Source organism: Oceanobacillus senegalensis, from assembly GCF_900176885.1.
Lineage (GTDB): Bacteria > Bacillota > Bacilli > Bacillales > Amphibacillaceae > Oceanobacillus > Oceanobacillus senegalensis.
Genome location: NZ_LT839648.1, coordinates 3,405,617 through 3,424,996, shown reverse-complemented (window position 1 = coordinate 3,424,996; position 19,380 = coordinate 3,405,617). Strand labels below are relative to the sequence as shown.

Sequence of the window (19,380 nt, the reverse complement as noted above, 5' to 3'; positions counted from 1 at the left end):
TTGTTGTTTTTTAGTACAAAGTTGAACTAAAATATGCATAAATTGACTTGTTGAGTCTCCGATGATTTCTGCTTAACCATTTGAAATAATGCAAAACGCAAAACCAGCGTAGGAAATACAGAGACTCTTTGAAAATGCATCCGCATTTTCTGTGTATGATGTTTCGCTTCTGTGGTGCTCCTTGTCCTGCGAGAAGAGAGGCATCAGTGAGACCCTGCATTGCGTTAGCGTTTCGGAGGGCTCAACAGTTGCCCGCGGAAAGTGTAGTGTATTTCCGTAGCGGTATTTTAATTATGAGAAAGGGGATAGCAACATGGCAAATGATGTTCGCGTACGATATGCTCCAAGCCCAACTGGATACTTACATATTGGAAATGCTAGAACAGCATTGTTTAATTATTTATATGCTAAACACTTTGATGGGAAATTTATTATTCGTATAGAGGATACGGATGAGAAGAGAAATGTCGAAGGTGGAGAGGAAAGCCAGCTTAAATATCTAAAATGGCTTGGTATTGAATGGGATGAAGGTGCAGATATAGGTGGAGATTATGGTCCATATCGCCAAACAGAGAGATTAGAAATTTACCAAAAGTATGTTGATGAACTGTTAGAAAAAGGTCTTGCTTATAAATGCTATATGACAGAAGAAGAACTAGAAGCGGAAAGAGAAGAACAACGTGCAAATGGCCAGGTTCCTAAATACTCCGGTGCACATCGCGATCTAACGGAGGATCAATGTAAAGCTTTTGAAGACGAAGGTCGTAAACCAAGCATTCGCTTCCGAGTTCCGGAAAATAAAACATATACCTTTAATGATATGGTTCGTGGGGAAATTACATTTGAGTCTAGCGATTTTGGTGATTGGGTTATTGTGAAAAAGAACGGAATTCCAACATATAATTTTGCAGTTGCCATTGATGACCATCTAATGGGTATCTCCCATGTCTTACGTGGTGAAGAGCATATATCTAATACGCCTAAACAGATGATGATTTATGATACATTTGACTGGGAGCCACCTAAGTTTGGACATATGACCCTTATTTTAAATGAAGACCGTAAAAAGTTAAGTAAGCGTGATAACCATATTGTACAATTTATTGAGCAATATAATAACCTAGGATATTTACCAGAAGCGTTATTCAATTTTATTTCTCTATTAGGATGGTCTCCTGTTGGGGAAGAGGAAATATTTGATAAAAAAACGTTAATTAATATTTTTGATCCAGAGAGACTGTCTACTTCTGCTGCTATTTTTGATCAACATAAGCTAAAATGGATGAACAACGAATATATTAAAGCGACAGATTCTGAAAAAATTGTTGAACTAGCTATGCCATTCTTAATAGAAGCTGGCAGGGTTCCGGAAGATATGGATGAACATACACGTGAATGGACAGAGAATGTTATTAAGCTATATCATGAACAATTGCGTTATGGACAAGAGATTGTGGAATTAACGGAGTTATTTTTCAAAGAAGAAGTGGTACTAGATGAAGCCTCTAAAGATGTATTAGAAGGGGAACAGGTTTCAGAGGTTTTACAGGTATTTACGGATAAATTAATTCATTTGGATGACTTTACGAAGGATTCCATTAAAGCACAAATTAAAGCAACACAAAAAGAAACAGGGCATCGAGGTAAAAAACTATTTATGCCTATACGTGTTGCTACAACTGGACAAATGCATGGACCAGAACTACCAATGGCGATTGAATTATTAGGTAAAGAATTAGTTGTGTCAAGACTCGATACGTTATTAAAAAAATTAGGAGCTTAATTATTCACATTTGAATGATAATGTAATATAGTATAAGCAAAAGAACCATACAATCGTTTTAAGAAGGAGAACGCTGAAGAGGGAAAGTAAAAAGTAATTAGCTTATACAGAGAGAGTCACCTTGGCTGGAAGTGATTTTAAGCGTTGTTTTTGAAGTGCCCCTCGGAGTCTGTTATGGAAAGGGTTAGTACATAACAGCGGTACTCTACCGTTAAGAGAGCATAAGTTGGGAGGAGAAATCCCCAAACAGAGTGGAACCGCGCATAAAGGCGTCTCTGTGTAATTAAATTACACTGAGGCGCCTTTTTTATAGATAGAAATAAGAATCTCGTTGATTTAAGACGAACAGTTAATATTGTTAACTATTCAGAGGAGGAGGGAGACCACCTTATGGGGATATTTAAAAGGATGAAGGAAGATATGGATGTTGTATTTGAGCAAGATCCAGCTGCTAGGACGTATGTGGAGGTTTTTCTTACGTATTCTGGGTTGCATGCCATATGGTCACATCGTATTGCACATGCTTTCTATAAGAAAAGGCTATTCTTTATTGCTAGGGTAATTTCACAAATTAGCAGATTTTTTACAGGAATTGAAATTCATCCCGGAGCGAAAATTGGAAGGCGCTTTTTTATAGACCATGGAATGGGAGTAGTTATCGGAGAAACATGTGAAATTGGAGATAATGTAACTATTTTCCAAGGGGTTACATTAGGAGGAACCGGTAATGAGAAGGGGAAAAGGCACCCAACTATAAAAGATAATGCTCTGGTATCAACTGGAGCTAAAGTACTTGGTTCCATCACGATAGGTGAGAATTCTAAAGTTGGAGGCGGAGCAGTTGTCGTAAAGGATGTACCTGATAATTGTACGGTAGTAGGAGTTCCTGGAAGAATAGTTGTGCAAAATGGCAAAAAGATACGAAGGGATTTAGATCATCATAAAATGCCAGATCCGATCTCAGAACGTTTTGAACAAATGCAAAAGGAAATAGAAGATTTGAAAGCAGAAATCACGAGATTAACTGGAGGGAAATCAGAACATGGCAATTAGCATTTATAATACATTAACACATGAGAAAGAGGAGTTTAAACCACTAGTCGAGGGTAAGGTAAGTATGTATGTATGCGGGCCAACCGTATATAACTATATTCATATCGGAAATGCGCGCCCTGCCATTGTATTTGATACGGTGAGAAGGTTTTTTGAGTATAAAGGATATCATGTAGATTATGTACTAAACTTCACCGATGTGGATGATAAAATTATTAAAGTAGCAAATGAAGCTGGAGAGGAAGTTCCTGACATAGCGAATAAGTTCATTCAAGCTTATTTAGAAGATGTTGGTGCATTGGGGGTTAAAAAAGCAACACATAATCCAAGGGTAATGGATACCATGGATGATATTATTCACTTTATAGAGGTATTGATTGAAAAAGGGTATGCCTATGAAGCTGAAGGTGATGTTTACTTTAGACCTCGTGCGTTTGAGGGCTATGGTAAGTTATCACATCAATCTATTGATGAATTACGTTCCGGTGCTCGAATTCAAGTTGGAGAGAAAAAAGAAGATCCTCTTGATTTTGCCTTATGGAAAAACGTAAAAGAAGGGGAAATCTCATGGGATTCTCCTTGGGGAAAAGGTCGCCCAGGATGGCATATTGAATGTTCTACAATGGCTAAAAAATATCTCGGGGATACTATTGATATACATGCTGGTGGGCAGGACTTAACATTTCCACATCATGAAAATGAAATCGCGCAATCAGAGGCAAGGAATGGAAAAAGCTTTGCAAATTATTGGATGCATAATGGATATATTAATATTAATAATGAGAAGATGTCGAAATCGCTTGGTAATTTTGTTTTAACAAGAGATTTGATTTCGAACCACAATCCACAAGTTTTACGATTTTTTATGTTAAGTGTGCATTACCGAAATCCAATAAATTTTTCGGAGGAACTACTTAAGAGCGCTGAGAATAGTTTAGAAAGAATTAAGACAGCTTATCAAAATTTAGAACATCGTAAGGATACCAGTATGGACTTGGTGGATAATCAAAATGAGTGGATTCAAAAAATAGATGAGATTAAAAAGCAATTTGAAAAAGAAATGGATGATGACTTCAATACAGCTAATGCCATATCGGTTTTATTTGAATTAGCGAAGGAAGCAAATGTTTATTTACAAGAAAAGCAAACGTCTACCAAAGTCATTGACGCCTATCAAGAGACGCTTCAGTCCTTACTAGCAATCTTAGGAATTGATATAAAAGAAGAAAATGATTTATTAGATGAGGATATAGAGGCATTAATTGTTGAGCGAAATGAAGCTAGGAAAAACCGCAATTTTAATCGTGCAGATGAAATTCGGGATATGCTTAAGGAAAAGGGAATTATTCTAGAGGATACACCACAAGGAGTGCGCTGGAAAAGAGGCAATTAAGATGGGATTAGATGTAAAGCAAATGAAAAGCTTAAGCCTTGCTTATATGGGAGATGCTATTTATGAAGTGCATATTCGGGAGCATTTACTGAGAAAAGGACAGGTAAAACCAAATGATTTGCATAAAAATGCTGTAACCTTCGTCTCTGGTAAAGCGCAAGCAAAGGTCGTACGTAGTTGGCTTGAAGAGAAAATTCTAACGAAAGAAGAGGAGCGGATTGTTGCAAGAGGCAGGAATGCAAAGTCCGGCTCCATTCCTAAAAATATTAGTGTACAAACATATCGGTATAGTACAGCGTTTGAAACATTAATTGGCTATCATTATTTAATGGGAAATGAAGAAAGATTGCAGGAGCTTTTAGATAAGGCTGTACAATTTATCGAGGAAAGGAGTGAATAAAATGGATAATGATATGATTATTGGAAAAAACCCGGTCATAGAAGCCCTTAAATCCGGAAGATCAGTAAATAAGGTGTTAATTTCAGAACAAATGAACCAGAGTACACATGGTAAATTCCAACATCTTTCTAAGCAAGCGGGAACCATTCTTCAAAAGGTTCCAAAGTCAAAACTGGATCAATTAACAAATGAGAATCACCAAGGAGTTATTGCTTACGTTGCCTCTTATCAATATGCTTCACTAGATCATCTATTTCAATATGCGAAAGATAAAGGAGAACAACCGTTTTTTATTATCTTGGACGAGCTGGAAGATCCGCATAACTTAGGATCTATTTTAAGAACGGCTGATGCTACTGGTGCTCATGGAGTGATTATTCCAAAGCGTCGATCAGTTGGTTTAACTGCAACAGTTGCCAAAACAGCGGCTGGTGCGATGGAACATATTCCAGTAGCCCGGGTAACCAATATTGCAAATACCATTGATGAATTGAAGGAGAAAAATATATGGGTGGTCGGTACGGAAGCGGAAGCGACAGAGGATTATCGTCGGCTTGATGGTACTTTACCAATCGCTCTCGTTATTGGAAATGAAGGAAAGGGAATTAGTAGACTAGTAAAGAAAAAATGTGATTGGACAGTCAGTTTACCGATGAGAGGTAAGGTTTCATCCCTTAATGCCTCTGTTGCATGTAGTTTGTTACTCTATGAAGTATACCGGAAAAGGGTCCCACTAGGTGAACAGTAATGGTTATTCTTGTGGTAGATGGCTATAACATTATAGGTGCTTGGGAGGAACTGAAACGTCTGAAAGATAAGGATATCGGTCAGGCACGTGATCGACTAATTGAACGAATGGCTGAATACCAATCTTACTCCGGACAACGTGTTATCATTGTATTTGATGCTTACTATGTACGAGGAATTGAAAACAAATTACATGAATTCAATGTTGAGATAATTTATACAAAGGAAAGGGAAACAGCAGATGAATGTATTGAAAAGTTAGTAAAAAAATTAAAAAACGTAAAAACGCAGGTCTATGTTGCGACTTCTGATTATGCAGAACAGCGTACTATTTTTGGGCAGGGCGCATTACGTAAGTCTGCTCGGGAGTTATTAATTGAACTAAAAGATGTTCAGCGTCAAATTAACGAGGATATTGAAAATACGAAACAAATTAAATCTCCAAGGAAAATTGAACTTGATGAAGCTATTTTGAAGAAATTTGAAAAGATGAGGAGAGGAGAAAAGTAAATTTTCTTTTCTCTACTTTTATCAAATATTGTTGATTTTTATCGGATGGTCAAATTAATTATTTGTTTTTTCGATATTTTTTAAAAATCGGTGTATTATTGTATTGACGGTAGTTTGTTCCGTATGTATAATGATTTTTAAAGTGCAGTGCGTGGTTAGGGGGCTTTCTTCTTGAACATCGAGCAGATTAGTGAAGAAACAAATAGCATACGTTTACTTGATGATGAGAGAATTTTAGAATTGATACATCAAGGAAATAGTCATGCTCTGGACTATTTAATACAAAAATATAGAAATTTCGTAAGAGCTAAGGCACGAACCTACTTCTTAGTCGGAGCGGATAAAGAGGATATCGTACAAGAAGGTATGATTGGTCTGTTCAAGGCAATCCGTGACTATGATGGGGACAAGCTCTCTTCCTTTAAAGCGTTTGCAGAACTGTGTATAACCCGACAAATTATCACAGCGATTAAAACAGCTACCAGGCAAAAGCATATCCCGCTCAATTCCTATGTCTCATTAGATAAACCAATATATGATGAAGAATCAGATCGAACGTTACTAGATGTAATTGCAGGCTCAAAAGCAATTGATCCACAGGAGTTATTAATAAATAGGGAAAAGATGGGCGATATGGAAATGAAGTTATCGGATGTACTAAGTGACTTGGAAAAGAAAGTGCTTCATTTATATTTGGACGGTCGCACATACCAGGAAATTTCTATGGAACTAAATAGACATGTAAAATCAATTGATAATGCTCTACAGCGAGTAAAGCGTAAACTTGAGCAATTGTTAGAAGTGGATGGTATTAAATTTTAATATACTCTAATTTTTTAGTATATTGACATGGTATATAAGGACGTGCTACATTAATTAGGTAAACCTCTTATATTTGGGGTGAAATGATGAGTAAAAAGGTAACTCTAGCGTGTGCAATATGTTCAAGTAGAAACTACTCTACGAACAAAAATGTGTCTACAAAATCTATTCGATTAGAAGTACGTAAATTTTGCAAGATATGTGGAAAACATACATTGCATCGCGAGACAAAATAAATGAATCCAACAGCACATTTGGTAGAGTTTGGGGGTACAACTTTGATTAAATTCCTAAAAGATGTTTCAAAAGAAATGAAAAAGGTAAGTTGGCCTAAGGGTAAAGAATTGACTAACTACACGATTATTGTTATTTCGTCTGTCGTGTTTATGGCAATATTCTTTTTTGTTGTTGATCAAATTATCTCGGCAGGATTAAACTTACTATAATAAACGTTGGTTGAATAAATTCAATATAATTATGCTATAATGTAAATAAATATTCCTTTTCTGCAAAAACCCGTTAAAATCGGGTTTTTTAAATTGCAAAAAAATAATGGTTGACTATTTTCGGAATTGGATGTTGTTTTCGTGCTTTATATATAATGTTCATTAGCTATATACGAATACCGCTACGGAAATACATAATGCTTTCCGTGAACGGGCTGCCGAGACTCCTTGTGTATTATTCTTCTATAAGGAGGTAATTGATTGAAGCGGGGGCAATGGACTCCTGCGGGAAATACACGTAAAGGTATTAACGTACTATCTATCCAAACCAAATTGGTGAGCTTTTTTCAAGTATAAAGAAAAATACAACTACAATATTCGAAAAGAGTCTTTTGAATAAATCTTGAAATCTACTCTTTAAAAAGGGAGGGAAAGGGCGATAATTAGCCCTGCTTTAATGGAGAAAAAATGGTATGTCGTACATACGTACTCTGGATATGAGAATAAAGTGAAGATGAATTTAGAGAAACGAGTGGAAACGATGGGGATGGAGGATAAGATTTTCCGTGTCATTGTTCCAGAAGAAGAAGAGACGGAAATTAAGAATGGGAAAAAGAAAGTAGTTAAAAAGAAATTTTTCCCTGGCTATGTCTTAACAGAAATGGTCATGACTGATGACTCTTGGTATGTGGTGCGCAATACACCAGGGGTGACCGGGTTTGTGGGATCAAGTGGACATGGTTCAAAACCGACACCACTACTACCGGAAGAAGTGGAAAATTTACTAAGACAAATGGGTATGGAATCTTCGCGAGTTGAGTTTGATTTTGAAGTTAAAGAAAATGTTCGCGTGAAGGAAGGGCCTTTTGCGGATTTCACGGGGGCGATAGAGCAAATTGATATGGATAAGCAAAAAGTTAAAGTTCATGTAAATATGTTTGGTCGTGAAACTCCAGTGGAACTTGACTTTTCACAAATCGAAAAATTATAGATTGCTAATATATTGTTTTAGTAATTCATTAATCATTTTCTACTTAGATTGAAATGTTTCAGCAAGAACTTGCATTATTTTTATATTCATGATAAAATTCCTATGTTATTCGCGCTCATAATTAATTGGGTGTTTAAATATGAGTGGGAGGGGAGAATATAGAATCCCCTATTACCACATCACGGACTTTAAGGAGGTGTGTCTCGTGGCTAAAAAAGTAATTAAAGTAGTTAAATTACAAATCCCAGCTGGTAAAGCAAACCCAGCACCACCGGTAGGACCAGCACTAGGTCAAGCAGGTGTTAACATTATGGGATTCTGTAAAGAATTTAATGCTCGTACACAAGACCAAGCGGGTATGATTATTCCTGTAGAAATCACGGTGTTTGAAGACCGTTCATTTACATTTATTACTAAAACTCCACCTGCAGCTGTATTGCTTAAAAAAGCAGCTGGTATTGATACTGCATCAGGTGAGCCAAACCGTAATAAAGTCGCTACAGTTAAACGCGATAAAGTAAAAGAAATTGCAGAAACAAAAATGCCTGACTTAAATGCAGCTGACGTTGAAGCGGCGATGCGTATGGTTGAAGGTACAGCAAGAAGTATGGGAATTACTATTGAAGACTAATTCAAAAAGTGGAGGCACCTATTTTGTGGCTGGTAAGCCGCTAGGTGCTGATGCTTATTATTGGTTCAATTTAATACGGTATAGGTTGCGAAAGAATTGCCATGAATCGCAACCTTTTTCATGAGATGATTAATTTCATTCATGCTTTATAAAAGCTTACGTGCTTTTATAAGTGGGAGGTATTACCGTTATAACCACAATAGAGGAGGAAATAAAAATGGCTAAAAAAGGTAGAAATTATCAAGAGGCGGTAAAGCTTGTTGATCGTAATAAATCGTACGATATTACAGAAGCTGTTAACTTAGCGAAAGAAGCAGCTAAAGCTAAATTTGATGAAACAGTTGAAGTAGCTTTTAGATTGGGAGTAGACCCTAAAAAAGCTGACCAACAAATTCGTGGAGCGATGGTTTTACCGCATGGTACTGGTAAAACGCAACGTGTTTTAGTATTTGCTAAAGGTGAAAAGGCAAAAGAAGCAGAAGCTGCAGGAGCAGACTTTGTCGGTGAATCAGATTACATCAACAAAATCAACCAAGGTTGGTTTGAATTCGATGTTGTTGTGGCAACTCCAGACATGATGGCTGAAGTTGGTAAATTAGGACGAGTTTTAGGACCTAAAGGTTTAATGCCTAACCCTAAAACTGGAACAGTTACATTTGATGTTGAAAAAGCAGTAAATGAAATCAAAGCAGGTAAAGTGGAGTATCGTGTTGATAAATCATCTAACATCCATGTGCCAATTGGAAAAATTTCATTTGATAATGAGAAATTAGTTGAAAACTTCAATGCCTTAACAGAACAAATTGTTAAAGTTAAACCACAAGCTGCTAAAGGAACATATGTAAAGAATGTTTCTATTGCAACTACAATGGGACCAGGAATCAAAGTTAACGTTTCAGATTTCCTTTAATTAGGTATTGACATTTTAATTCTAGTTAGGTATACTAACTTTTGTTGTAATAAAAGAATACGTTATACCGTAGACAGTAGGGGCAAATAGCTTAATCATCCTACCGAGGTTCTTATAGACAAACGATTGATAAACTATCTATGTTTGAATATAAAGCTCCCTTGTCTGCGGACTTGGGAGCTTTATTTATGCTCGGAATGATAATGGTTAGCGGATTAACCATGATCCTGTTTTTTTAGAGGGATAGCTCATACGGTATACAAAAATAACTAGGAGGTGGAACAATGTCTAGTGTTATCGAACAAAAGAAACAACTAGTTGAGGAGATTACTGATAAATTCAGTAATAGTAAGACTACAGTTGTTGTAGATTACCGTGGACTTGATGTTAGTGAGGTTACTGAATTACGTAAAGAATTACGTGAAGCAGGTGTAGAATTTAAAGTTTACAAGAACACAATGGCTCGCCGTGCTGTTGAAGCTGCTGAACTAACTGATTTAAGTGATGTATTTGTTGGTCCAACTGCGATTGCTTTTAGTAATGATGATGCAGTGGCACCTGCTAGAATTCTAAAGAACTTCAGTAAAGAACATGAAGCTTTAGAATTAAAAGGTGGAGTAATTGAAGGAAAAACAGCAACACTTGAGCAAATCCAAGAGCTTGCTGATCTTCCAAACTACGAAGGTATGGTTTCTATGTTGCTTAGCGTATTGCAAGCACCAATCAGAAACTTTGCTTATGCAACTAAAGCTGTTGCGGAACAAAAAGAAGAACAAGGCGCTTAATAGGCGTTCGGTAAATTACCATATAAATAATATTAAATTAGGAGGAAATATATCATGACTAAAGAAGAAATGATTGGCGCAATTAAAGAGATGACTGTTTTAGAATTAAACGACTTAGTTAAAGCAATTGAAGAAGAATTTGGAGTAACAGCTGCTGCACCAGTTGCAGTTGCAGGTGGAGCTGCAGGTGGAGAAGATGCTGCTGAACAAACTGAATTTGATGTAGTACTTGAAAGTGCTGGAGCTTCTAAAATTAAAGTTGTAAAAGCAGTACGTGAAATCACTGGCCTTGGTTTGAAAGATGCTAAAGACTTAGTAGATAACGCGCCTAAAGCAGTTAAAGAAGGTGCTTCTAAAGAAGAAGCTGAAGAACTTAAAGGTAAGTTAGAAGAAGTAGGCGCTACAGTAGAAGTTAAATAATTAAGATTCACATGAAATAATAGAGCTCGCCCGAATTTCGGTTGAGCTCTTTTCAACTACCAAGAGATTTCCTCTATAATTCAATGTAAAGTAGGTGCTAATATGACAGAGCATTACTTTTCAGAACAACCTCATTCTAAAAGTTCGCCTAAAACATGGAAATATCATTTAAGAAGTAATGAATTGACATTTACTAGTGATGTTGGAGTTTTTTCAAAAAATGAAGTAGATTATGGCTCTAGATTATTGATTGAAACATTTCGTGAGCCGAAAGTATCCGGTGATTTCTTGGATCTAGGGTGTGGATACGGGCCAATTGGCCTAGCTTTGGCGAAAAGTTTCCAAAATCGTACTATAATAATGGTTGATGTTAATAGTAGAGCGTTAGATTTAGCAAAACAAAATGCGAAGCAAAATCAACTGATGAATACTGAAATTATCAAAAGTGATGGTTTTTTAAGTGTGGAAGGCAGGTTATTTGCTGCTATATTAACTAACCCACCGATAAGAGCTGGTAAAAAAGTGGTTCATAAAATGCTGGAGGATTCTAAAGAAGCGTTATTACCTGATGGGGAATTATGGGTTGTTATTCAAAAGAAGCAAGGTGCACCTTCAGCGAAATTGAAATTAGAAGCTTTGTTTAATGAAGTAGAAATAATGGCAAGAGATAAGGGTTACTATATTATTCGAGCCAAAAATGTTTGACCAAACATAACTCTTATGATAAGATAGGAAAATGCTAACAATGGGATTCTTTTGTCAAGTAGAATCTTTATGAAATAACCATGTATATTTCATTGATGAAAGGAAAAACTGTTAAAATCGAGAGGAATGAAATTTTCTGTTCGAAAGATTTCTATCATTTCTCTTATTATAACGTTTATCAGTTAAATCTGTAAACTATTATTTATAAAATAATAGAAGAAACAAATGGATGTGCTTTATAGCATTTGTTTTAGACGGTTTAGCAATCCTAGTTTTGAAATGTCTTTACATAAATAGGGAGTAAAGCTTTTAAACAACTTTGTTATAAAAGGCATTCTTCAGTTAAGCTGGCAGATGCCTTTAAATAAATATACCTTCTTTTAAATAAGTAGGATTGATTTTTCTACAAAACGTATAACGTATTATTTAAGGGGTGAAGCAGTTGACAGGTCAACTAGTTCAGTATGGACGGCACCGAAAGCGTAGGAGCTATGCACGTATTAGTGAAGTTTTAGAGCTACCAAATTTAATAGAAATCCAAACTTCTTCATATGATTGGTTCTTAGAAGAAGGGTTGAGAGAAATGTTTAAAGACATCTCTCCTATTGAAGACTTTGCAGGTAATTTGTCACTTGAGTTTGTGGATTATACTTTAGGTGAACCGAAGTATGATGTTGATGAATCAAAGTCAAGAGATGTTACGTATAATGCTCCGCTTCGAGTGAAGGTTCGTTTGATTAATAATGAAACTGGTGAAGTGAAAGAGCAAGAAGTGTTCATGGGTGATTTTCCGTTAATGACGGACACGGGTACGTTTATCATTAATGGTGCAGAGCGAGTTATTGTATCGCAGTTAGTACGTTCGCCTAGTGTCTACTTTAACGACAAGATTGATAAAAACGGAAAAAGAGGTATTGGAGCTACTGTTATCCCGAACCGTGGTGCATGGTTGGAATTTGAAACAGATGCTAAAGACGTAGCTCATGTAAGAATTGACCGAACCCGTAAACTACCAATCACTGTATTGTTACGTGCATTAGGATTTGGTACGGATCAAGAAATTATTGAATTACTCGGTGAAAATGAATACCTTAAAAATACATTAGAAAAAGATAATACGGAAACAACAGAAAAAGCATTATTAGAGATTTATGAGCGTTTACGTCCTGGTGAACCACCAACAGTAGAAAACGCAAAGAGCTTGCTGATTTCTAGATTTTTCGACCCTAAACGTTATGATTTAGCGCATGTAGGTCGTTATAAAATGAATAAGAAGCTTAATATCAAAAATCGCTTGTTTAACCAAGTGCTAGCAGAGACTCTTGTTGATCCTGAAACAGGAGAAGTTTTAGCAGAAAAAGGCGATAAGTTGGAAAGAAAACTTTTAAATAAGTTAATTCCATACTTGGATCGTAAGGAGGATATGCTGGGAACAGGTGCTTATCAACCACATGATGGTGTTTTAGAAGATGAAATAACCCTTCAAACAGTTAAAATTGTTGATCCAACCGACTCAAGTGGGGAAAGAGTACTGAATGTAATCGGTAATGGAAATGTTGAAAAAGATATCAAACATATAACACCTGCGGATATTTTATCTTCCATAAGCTATTTCTTCAATCTTTTACATGAAGTGGGAAATACGGATGATATCGACCATTTAGGTAATCGTAGACTTCGTTCCGTAGGTGAATTGTTGCAAAATCAATTCCGTATAGGTCTTTCTCGTATGGAACGTGTAGTTCGCGAAAGAATGTCTATCCAAGACACATCAAGCGTTACACCACAGCAGTTAATTAATATTCGACCTGTTATTGCATCAATCAAGGAATTCTTTGGAAGTTCCCAGTTATCGCAGTTCATGGACCAAACAAACCCATTGGCGGAGTTGACACATAAACGTCGTCTATCAGCGTTAGGCCCAGGTGGTCTGACTCGTGAGCGTGCTGGTTTTGAGGTTCGTGACGTTCACTATTCACACTATGGTCGTATGTGTCCAATTGAGACACCAGAGGGACCGAACATTGGGTTAATTAACTCACTGTCATCCTTTGCAAAAGTCAATGAATTTGGATTTATTGAAACACCTTATCGAAGAGTGGACCCGGAGACTGGTAGAGTAACGAACAAAATCGATTATCTAACAGCAGACGAAGAGGATAATTATATTGTTGCCCAGGCTAACGCTCCACTTAAGGAAGACTCTACATTCGAACATGAGGAAGTAATAGCTCGTTTCCGCGGAGAAAACACTGTGGTTGACCGTGAAAAAATTGACTACATGGACGTATCTCCAAAACAGGTTGTTTCGGCCGCGACTGCATGTATCCCGTTCTTGGAGAACGATGACTCCAACCGTGCGTTAATGGGTGCGAACATGCAACGACAAGCAGTACCATTGATTCAACCTAGAGCCCCAATTGTAGGTACCGGTATGGAATATGTGAATGGAAAAGACTCTGGTGCTGCACTAATTTGTAAACATGAAGGGGTTGTAGAACGGGTAGAAGCTAGAGAAGTACACGTTCGTCGTATTTCTGAAGTAGACGGAAAAGAAATTCAAGGTGATATCGATCGCTATAAACTACAGAAGTTTATACGATCTAATGCAGGAACATGTATTAACCAACGCCCTATTGTAAGTGAGGGTGATAGAGTTACTAAAGGAGAAGTCCTAGCGGATGGCCCTTCTATGGAAGATGGAGAAATGGCTCTTGGTCAGAATGTCCTAGTAGCCTTCATGACTTGGGAAGGCTACAACTATGAGGATGCTATCATCATGAGTGAGCGACTTGTAAAAGATGACGTGTATACTTCTATTCATATTGAAGAATATGAAGCGGAATCCAGAGATACAAAACTAGGACCAGAGGAAATAACAAGAGATATTCCTAACGTCGGTGAGGATGCACTGAAGAACTTGGATGAAAATGGAATCATACGTGTCGGTGCAGAGGTAACAGATGGTGATATTTTGGTTGGTAAGGTAACACCAAAAGGGGTTACAGAACTATCCGCAGAAGAAAGATTACTTCATGCTATTTTTGGCGAAAAGGCACGTGAAGTCCGTGATACGTCATTACGTGTACCGCATGGTGCGGGTGGTATTGTTCTAGATGTCAAGATTTTTAATCGTGAAGATGGAGACGAGTTACCACCAGGAGTTAATCAACTAGTACGTGCCTATATTGTACAGAAGCGTAAAATCCATGAAGGAGATAAAATGGCAGGACGTCACGGTAATAAAGGGGTTATTTCAAAAATCCTTCCAGAAGAGGATATGCCTTTCTTGCCCGATGGAACTCCAGTCGATATTATGCTTAATCCATTAGGGGTACCATCTCGTATGAATATTGGTCAGGTCTTTGAACTTCACCTTGGTATGGCTGCTAGGATGCTGGGTATTCATGTTGCAACGCCAGTATTTGACGGTGCCACAGAAGAAGATGTTTATGAGACGCTAGAAGAGGCCGGTATGGCTAGAGACGCGAAAACAATTCTTTATGATGGAAGAACAGGTGATCCATTTGATAACCGAGTATCTGTCGGGGTTATGTATATGATCAAATTATCACACATGGTTGACGATAAGCTTCACGCGCGTTCTACTGGTCCTTATTCACTAGTTACCCAACAGCCGCTTGGAGGTAAAGCCCAGTTTGGTGGACAACGTTTCGGGGAAATGGAGGTATGGGCACTTGAAGCATATGGTGCTGCATATACTCTGCAAGAAATCCTAACAGTGAAATCGGATGATATTGTTGGTCGTGTGAAGACCTATGAGTCCATTGTTAAAGGTGATAATGTCCCTGAACCAGGTGTACCGGAATCCTTTAAAGTTCTTATTAAAGAACTGCAAAGCCTTGGAATGGACGTTAAGATGCTGAATAGTGATGAAAATGAAATAGACATGAGAGATTTAGAGGAAGACGACAGCCAATCGGCTAGTAAGCTTAACTTAGAAGTTGAAGAGCAAGAACAGAAATAATATATGTGCTAGAGAATTGATGAATCCGTCAATTCTCTAGCTTAAGATATAGGAAAAAAAACGCACATTAAAAGGGAGGAAGGCTCCTTGCTAGATGTAAATAATTTTGAGTATATGAAAATTGGCTTGGCTTCATCGGAAAAAATACGCTCCTGGTCACATGGAGAGGTTAAAAAACCAGAAACCATTAACTATCGTACATTAAAGCCAGAAAAAGATGGTCTTTTCTGTGAACGTATTTTTGGACCAACTAAAGACTGGGAATGTCACTGTGGGAAATACAAACGTGTACGCTATAAAGGTGTAGTTTGTGACCGTTGTGGCGTTGAAGTGACCAAATCTAAAGTGCGTCGTGAACGTATGGGACACATCGAGTTAGCTGCTCCTGTATCTCATATTTGGTATTTTAAAGGCATCCCAAGCCGAATGGGTCTAGTATTAGATATGTCCCCAAGAGCTTTAGAGGAAGTTATCTATTTTGCGGCTTATATTGTTACTGACCCAGGAAGTACTTCATTAGAGAAGAAACAGTTGCTTTCTGAAAAAGAATTCCGTGCTTATTACGATAAATACGGTAATACATTTAAAGCACAAATGGGCGCAGAAGCAATCAGGAAATTGCTTCAGGATATTGATCTGGAAAAAGAAGTAGATGCATTACGTGAAGAATTAAAAACAGCACAAGGCCAGCGACGTACAAGGGCAATCAAGAGGTTGGAAGTTTTAGAAGCATTCCGAAACTCTGGTAATAACCCAGATTGGATGATATTAGATGTTTTACCAGTTATTCCACCTGAAATTCGCCCGATGGTACAACTTGATGGTGGACGATTCGCAACGTCTGACCTTAATGATTTGTATCGTCGTGTTATTAACCGTAACAACCGGTTAAAACGTCTATTGGACCTAGGTGCACCAAGTATTATCGTTCAAAATGAAAAACGTATGCTACAAGAGGCTGTCGATGCGCTAATTGATAATGGGCGTAGAGGTCGTCCTGTTACAGGACCGGGTAATAGACCATTGAAATCTTTATCACATATGCTTAAAGGTAAACAAGGTCGTTTCCGTCAAAACCTACTAGGTAAACGTGTTGACTATTCAGGACGTTCCGTTATTATTGTCGGGCCTAACCTTAAGATGTATCAGTGTGGATTACCAAAAGAAATGGCATTAGAATTATTTAAGCCATTCATTATGAAAGAATTAGTTGAGAGAGGCTTAGCTCATAATATTAAATCAGCCAAACGTAAAATTGAAAGAGTACATCCAGATGTATGGGATGTCTTAGAAGATGTTATTAAAGAACACCCGGTATTGCTTAACCGTGCACCAACATTGCACAGGCTCGGAATTCAGGCGTTTGAACCAACATTAGTAGAAGGGCGTGCCATTCGTTTGCACCCACTAGTTTGTACTGCTTATAATGCGGATTTTGATGGGGACCAAATGGCGGTTCATGTACCTTTATCTGCTGAGGCTCAGGCTGAAGCACGTCTACTAATGCTAGCTGCTCAAAATATTCTAAATCCTAAAGATGGTAAACCGGTTGTAACACCATCACAGGACATGGTATTAGGTAACTATTACCTAACATTAGAACGAGAGAATGCTATTGGTGAAGGTAGTGTGTTTAAAGATATAAATGAAGCATTGATCGCTTATCAGAATGGTTATGTACATCTTCATACAAGAGTTGCTGTTCAGGTGTCTAGTTTAAACAATCAAGCTTTCACAGAAGAACAACAAAATAAATTATTAGTCACAACAGTAGGTAAGTTGATTTTTAATGAAATTTTACCTGAGTCTTTCCCGTACTTGAATGAACCGACACAATCTAACTTGGAAGAAAAGACACCAGATAAATATTTGATTGAACCAGGTACTAATGTGAAAGAGGACATTAAGGAAAGGGAAATTGTTCGTCCATTTAAAAAAGGATTCCTTGGTGATATTATTGCAGAAGTCTTCAAACGTTTTAAGATTGCCGAAACTTCCAAGATGCTAGACCGTATGAAGGATTTAGGTTTTAGTTATTCTACTAGAGCAGGTATGACAGTGGGTATCGCTGATATTGTTGTATTACCTGAAAAACAAGAAATTCTAGATGGAGCACAAGCAAAAGTAGATAAGGTTCTAAAACAATTCCGTCGAGGTCTAATTACTGAGGATGAGCGTTATGATCGCGTTATCTCAATTTGGACTCAGACGAAAGACAGTATTCAAGATAAGTTGATGAATTCATTGAGCAATCGGAACCCAATCTTCATGATGAGTGACTCAGGTGCTCGTGGTAATGCGTCTAACTTTACACAACTTGCTGGTATGCGTGGGCTAATGGCGAACCCAGCCGGTAAGATTATTGAATTACCAATCAAATCTAGTTTCCGTGAAGGTTTAACCGTATTGGAATACTTTATTTCAACCCATGGTGCACGTAAAGGTCTAGCAGATACCGCTCTGAAAACAGCGGACTCAGGTTACCTAACGCGTCGACTTGTTGATGTTGCTCAAGATGTGATTATTCGTGAAGAAGATTGTGGAACAGACCGTGGTCTGGAAGTAAGTGCTCTAGTAGATGGTACAGAAGTAATTGAACCACTTATTGACCGCTTAATCGGCCGTACATCCTTTGAACAAGTGAAACATCCAGAAACAGGATTAATAATTGTTGAGAAAAACGAGTTGATTTCTGAAGACCAAGCGAAGGAAATTGTTGAATCCGGAATTGAGCAAGTAATTATTCGCAGTGCATTCACTTGTAATACTAAGCATGGTGTTTGTCAAAAATGCTATGGCCGCAATTTGGCAACAGGATCGGATGTTGAAGTTGGTGAAGCAGTCGGAATTATTGCTGCACAATCAATTGGAGAACCAGGTACTCAGTTAACTATGCGTACATTCCACACTGGTGGAGTTGCTGGTGATGATATCACCCAAGGTTTACCGCGTATTCAGGAATTATTTGAAGCACGTAATCCGAAGGGGCAAGCTGTTATCACAGAGATATTCGGTAGTGTACTTGAAATATCCGAAGCAAAAGATAGGCAAGAAATTACTATCCAAGGTGACGTAGAGCAACGTTCATATACTATCCCATATAATGCGAGGTTAAAAGTGGCAGTCGGTGATAGCGTAGAGGCTGGTCAGGAACTAACAGAAGGCTCCATTGATCCTAAGGAACTACTTCGAGTTAAAGGTGTAGAAGGGGTTCAAGCATACATTTTACGTGAGGTTCAACGAGTATACCGTATGCAAGGGGTAGAAATCGGTGATAAGCACGTAGAAGTAATGGTGCGTCAAATGCTTCGTAAAATACGTGTTGTCGATTCAGGAGATACTGAGGTATTGCCGGGATCCTTGCTTGAACTTCACCAGTTTAAGGATGCTAATAAATCCGTTCTACTTAATGGTGGTAATCCAGCTACAGGAAAACCGGTATTACTTGGTATTACGAAGGCATCCTTGGAAACAGATTCCTTCTTGTCTGCTGCATCCTTCCAGGAGACAACACGAGTTCTAACTGATGCTGCAATTAAAGGTAAACGTGATGAATTGCTAGGTCTGAAGGAAAATGTTATTATTGGTAAGTTAGTTCCTGCTGGGACTGGTATGCAACAGTATCGTAGCATTAAACCAATTCTAGATAAACCTGAGGAAGAACTTACAGATGAGATAGAAACAGAAACCGTACAATAAAGATAAAAAAATCGGAAGCACTAAAAAAATAGTGCAATGCTTATTGACATAAAAAAAATAGGATGGTACTATATTCAAGGTGCTTCCGATTATAATT

The 19,380-nt window shown here is 37.6% G+C and carries 17 protein-coding genes and 2 other annotated features; all 17 genes read left to right on the top strand.

Features of this window, described 5'->3' with window-relative positions:
* The first annotated feature begins 313 nt into the window (after nucleotides 1-313).
* The 17 genes from gltX to rpoC all read left to right on the top strand — a co-directional run bounded on the left by gltX (nucleotide 314) and on the right by rpoC (nucleotide 19,283).
* A complete protein-coding gene (gene gltX, locus CAO17_RS16565; RefSeq protein ID WP_085993707.1) occupies nucleotides 314-1,783 on the top strand; it encodes a glutamate--tRNA ligase in 1,470 nt (489 codons plus the stop codon).
* 64 nt (nucleotides 1,784-1,847) lie between these two features.
* Nucleotides 1,848-2,063: a binding site (T-box leader), on the top strand.
* Nucleotides 2,064-2,173: 110 nt separating this feature from the next.
* On the top strand, nucleotides 2,174-2,836 hold the full coding sequence (gene cysE / locus CAO17_RS16560) for a serine O-acetyltransferase (protein WP_085993706.1): 663 nt from the start codon (nucleotides 2,174-2,176) through the stop codon (nucleotides 2,834-2,836).
* Nucleotides 2,826-4,229, top strand: coding sequence for a cysteine--tRNA ligase (gene cysS / locus CAO17_RS16555; protein ID WP_085993705.1), 1,404 nt, complete (start codon nucleotides 2,826-2,828; stop codon nucleotides 4,227-4,229). Before cysE ends, cysS begins: the two co-directional genes overlap by 11 nt.
* 1 nt (nucleotide 4,230) lies before the next feature.
* On the top strand, nucleotides 4,231-4,629 hold the full coding sequence (locus CAO17_RS16550; RefSeq protein WP_085993704.1) for a Mini-ribonuclease 3: 399 nt from the start codon (nucleotides 4,231-4,233) through the stop codon (nucleotides 4,627-4,629).
* 1 nt (nucleotide 4,630) lies between these two features.
* Entirely contained in the window at nucleotides 4,631-5,377 is a 747-nt protein-coding gene (gene rlmB / locus CAO17_RS16545) for a 23S rRNA (guanosine(2251)-2'-O)-methyltransferase RlmB (RefSeq protein WP_085993703.1), read from the top strand.
* A complete protein-coding gene (locus CAO17_RS16540; RefSeq protein WP_085993702.1) occupies nucleotides 5,377-5,886 on the top strand; it encodes an NYN domain-containing protein in 510 nt (169 codons plus the stop codon). Before rlmB ends, CAO17_RS16540 begins: the two co-directional genes overlap by 1 nt.
* Nucleotides 5,887-6,057: 171 nt before the next feature.
* The gene (sigH, locus tag CAO17_RS16535) at nucleotides 6,058-6,708 is read left to right on the top strand and encodes an RNA polymerase sporulation sigma factor SigH (RefSeq protein ID WP_085993701.1); all 651 of its coding nucleotides are present in this window, start codon (nucleotides 6,058-6,060) and stop codon (nucleotides 6,706-6,708) included.
* A gap of 86 nt (nucleotides 6,709-6,794) precedes the next feature.
* Nucleotides 6,795-6,944 carry a 50S ribosomal protein L33 gene (gene rpmG, locus CAO17_RS16530; RefSeq protein ID WP_179151978.1) on the top strand — a complete coding sequence of 50 codons (150 nt, stop codon included), beginning with the start codon at nucleotides 6,795-6,797 and terminating at the stop codon, nucleotides 6,942-6,944.
* Nucleotides 6,945-7,154 (top strand): preprotein translocase subunit SecE, encoded by a 210-nt coding sequence (gene secE, locus CAO17_RS16525; protein ID WP_245831861.1) that lies wholly within the window; start codon nucleotides 6,945-6,947, stop codon nucleotides 7,152-7,154.
* A 457-nt stretch (nucleotides 7,155-7,611) separates the two neighbouring features.
* The gene (gene nusG, locus CAO17_RS16520; RefSeq protein WP_085993699.1) at nucleotides 7,612-8,145 is read left to right on the top strand and encodes a transcription termination/antitermination protein NusG; all 534 of its coding nucleotides are present in this window, start codon (nucleotides 7,612-7,614) and stop codon (nucleotides 8,143-8,145) included.
* A gap of 205 nt (nucleotides 8,146-8,350) precedes the next feature.
* Nucleotides 8,351-8,776: a 50S ribosomal protein L11 gene (rplK, locus tag CAO17_RS16515; RefSeq protein ID WP_143833774.1), complete on the top strand. Its 426-nt coding sequence runs from the start codon at nucleotides 8,351-8,353 to the stop codon at nucleotides 8,774-8,776.
* A 217-nt stretch (nucleotides 8,777-8,993) separates the two neighbouring features.
* Complete coding sequence (gene rplA, locus CAO17_RS16510; protein ID WP_085993697.1) at nucleotides 8,994-9,686, top strand: 50S ribosomal protein L1; 693 nt, start codon at nucleotides 8,994-8,996, stop codon at nucleotides 9,684-9,686.
* A gap of 49 nt (nucleotides 9,687-9,735) precedes the next feature.
* Nucleotides 9,736-9,882: a sequence feature (ribosomal protein L10 leader region), on the top strand.
* An 88-nt stretch (nucleotides 9,883-9,970) separates the two neighbouring features.
* Complete coding sequence (gene rplJ / locus CAO17_RS16505) at nucleotides 9,971-10,471, top strand: 50S ribosomal protein L10 (protein WP_085993696.1); 501 nt, start codon at nucleotides 9,971-9,973, stop codon at nucleotides 10,469-10,471.
* 54 nt (nucleotides 10,472-10,525) lie between these two features.
* Complete coding sequence (gene rplL / locus CAO17_RS16500; protein WP_085993695.1) at nucleotides 10,526-10,891, top strand: 50S ribosomal protein L7/L12; 366 nt, start codon at nucleotides 10,526-10,528, stop codon at nucleotides 10,889-10,891.
* Nucleotides 10,892-10,993: 102 nt separating this feature from the next.
* The gene (locus tag CAO17_RS16495) at nucleotides 10,994-11,596 is read left to right on the top strand and encodes a class I SAM-dependent methyltransferase (RefSeq protein WP_085993694.1); all 603 of its coding nucleotides are present in this window, start codon (nucleotides 10,994-10,996) and stop codon (nucleotides 11,594-11,596) included.
* Nucleotides 11,597-12,038: 442 nt separating this feature from the next.
* Nucleotides 12,039-15,584 (top strand): DNA-directed RNA polymerase subunit beta, encoded by a 3,546-nt coding sequence (gene rpoB, locus CAO17_RS16490; protein ID WP_085993693.1) that lies wholly within the window; start codon nucleotides 12,039-12,041, stop codon nucleotides 15,582-15,584.
* 87 nt (nucleotides 15,585-15,671) lie between these two features.
* Nucleotides 15,672-19,283 (top strand): DNA-directed RNA polymerase subunit beta', encoded by a 3,612-nt coding sequence (gene rpoC, locus CAO17_RS16485; RefSeq protein ID WP_085993692.1) that lies wholly within the window; start codon nucleotides 15,672-15,674, stop codon nucleotides 19,281-19,283.
* Nucleotides 19,284-19,380 lie beyond the last annotated feature (97 nt).

Coding starts and splice junctions, on each gene's coding strand:
- rpmG (WP_179151978.1), top strand. CDS start 6,795: ATGAGTAAAAAGGTAACTCTAGCGTGTGCAATATGTTCAAGTAGAAAC.
- rplL (WP_085993695.1), top strand. CDS start 10,526: ATGACTAAAGAAGAAATGATTGGCGCAATTAAAGAGATGACTGTTTTA.
- nusG (WP_085993699.1), top strand. CDS start 7,612: ATGGAGAAAAAATGGTATGTCGTACATACGTACTCTGGATATGAGAAT.
- rlmB (WP_085993703.1), top strand. CDS start 4,631: ATGGATAATGATATGATTATTGGAAAAAACCCGGTCATAGAAGCCCTT.
- CAO17_RS16540 (WP_085993702.1), top strand. CDS start 5,377: ATGGTTATTCTTGTGGTAGATGGCTATAACATTATAGGTGCTTGGGAG.
- rplJ (WP_085993696.1), top strand. CDS start 9,971: ATGTCTAGTGTTATCGAACAAAAGAAACAACTAGTTGAGGAGATTACT.
- cysS (WP_085993705.1), top strand. CDS start 2,826: ATGGCAATTAGCATTTATAATACATTAACACATGAGAAAGAGGAGTTT.
- CAO17_RS16550 (WP_085993704.1), top strand. CDS start 4,231: ATGGGATTAGATGTAAAGCAAATGAAAAGCTTAAGCCTTGCTTATATG.
- secE (WP_245831861.1), top strand. CDS start 6,945: ATGAATCCAACAGCACATTTGGTAGAGTTTGGGGGTACAACTTTGATT.
- CAO17_RS16495 (WP_085993694.1), top strand. CDS start 10,994: ATGACAGAGCATTACTTTTCAGAACAACCTCATTCTAAAAGTTCGCCT.
- gltX (WP_085993707.1), top strand. CDS start 314: ATGGCAAATGATGTTCGCGTACGATATGCTCCAAGCCCAACTGGATAC.
- cysE (WP_085993706.1), top strand. CDS start 2,174: ATGGGGATATTTAAAAGGATGAAGGAAGATATGGATGTTGTATTTGAG.
- rplA (WP_085993697.1), top strand. CDS start 8,994: ATGGCTAAAAAAGGTAGAAATTATCAAGAGGCGGTAAAGCTTGTTGAT.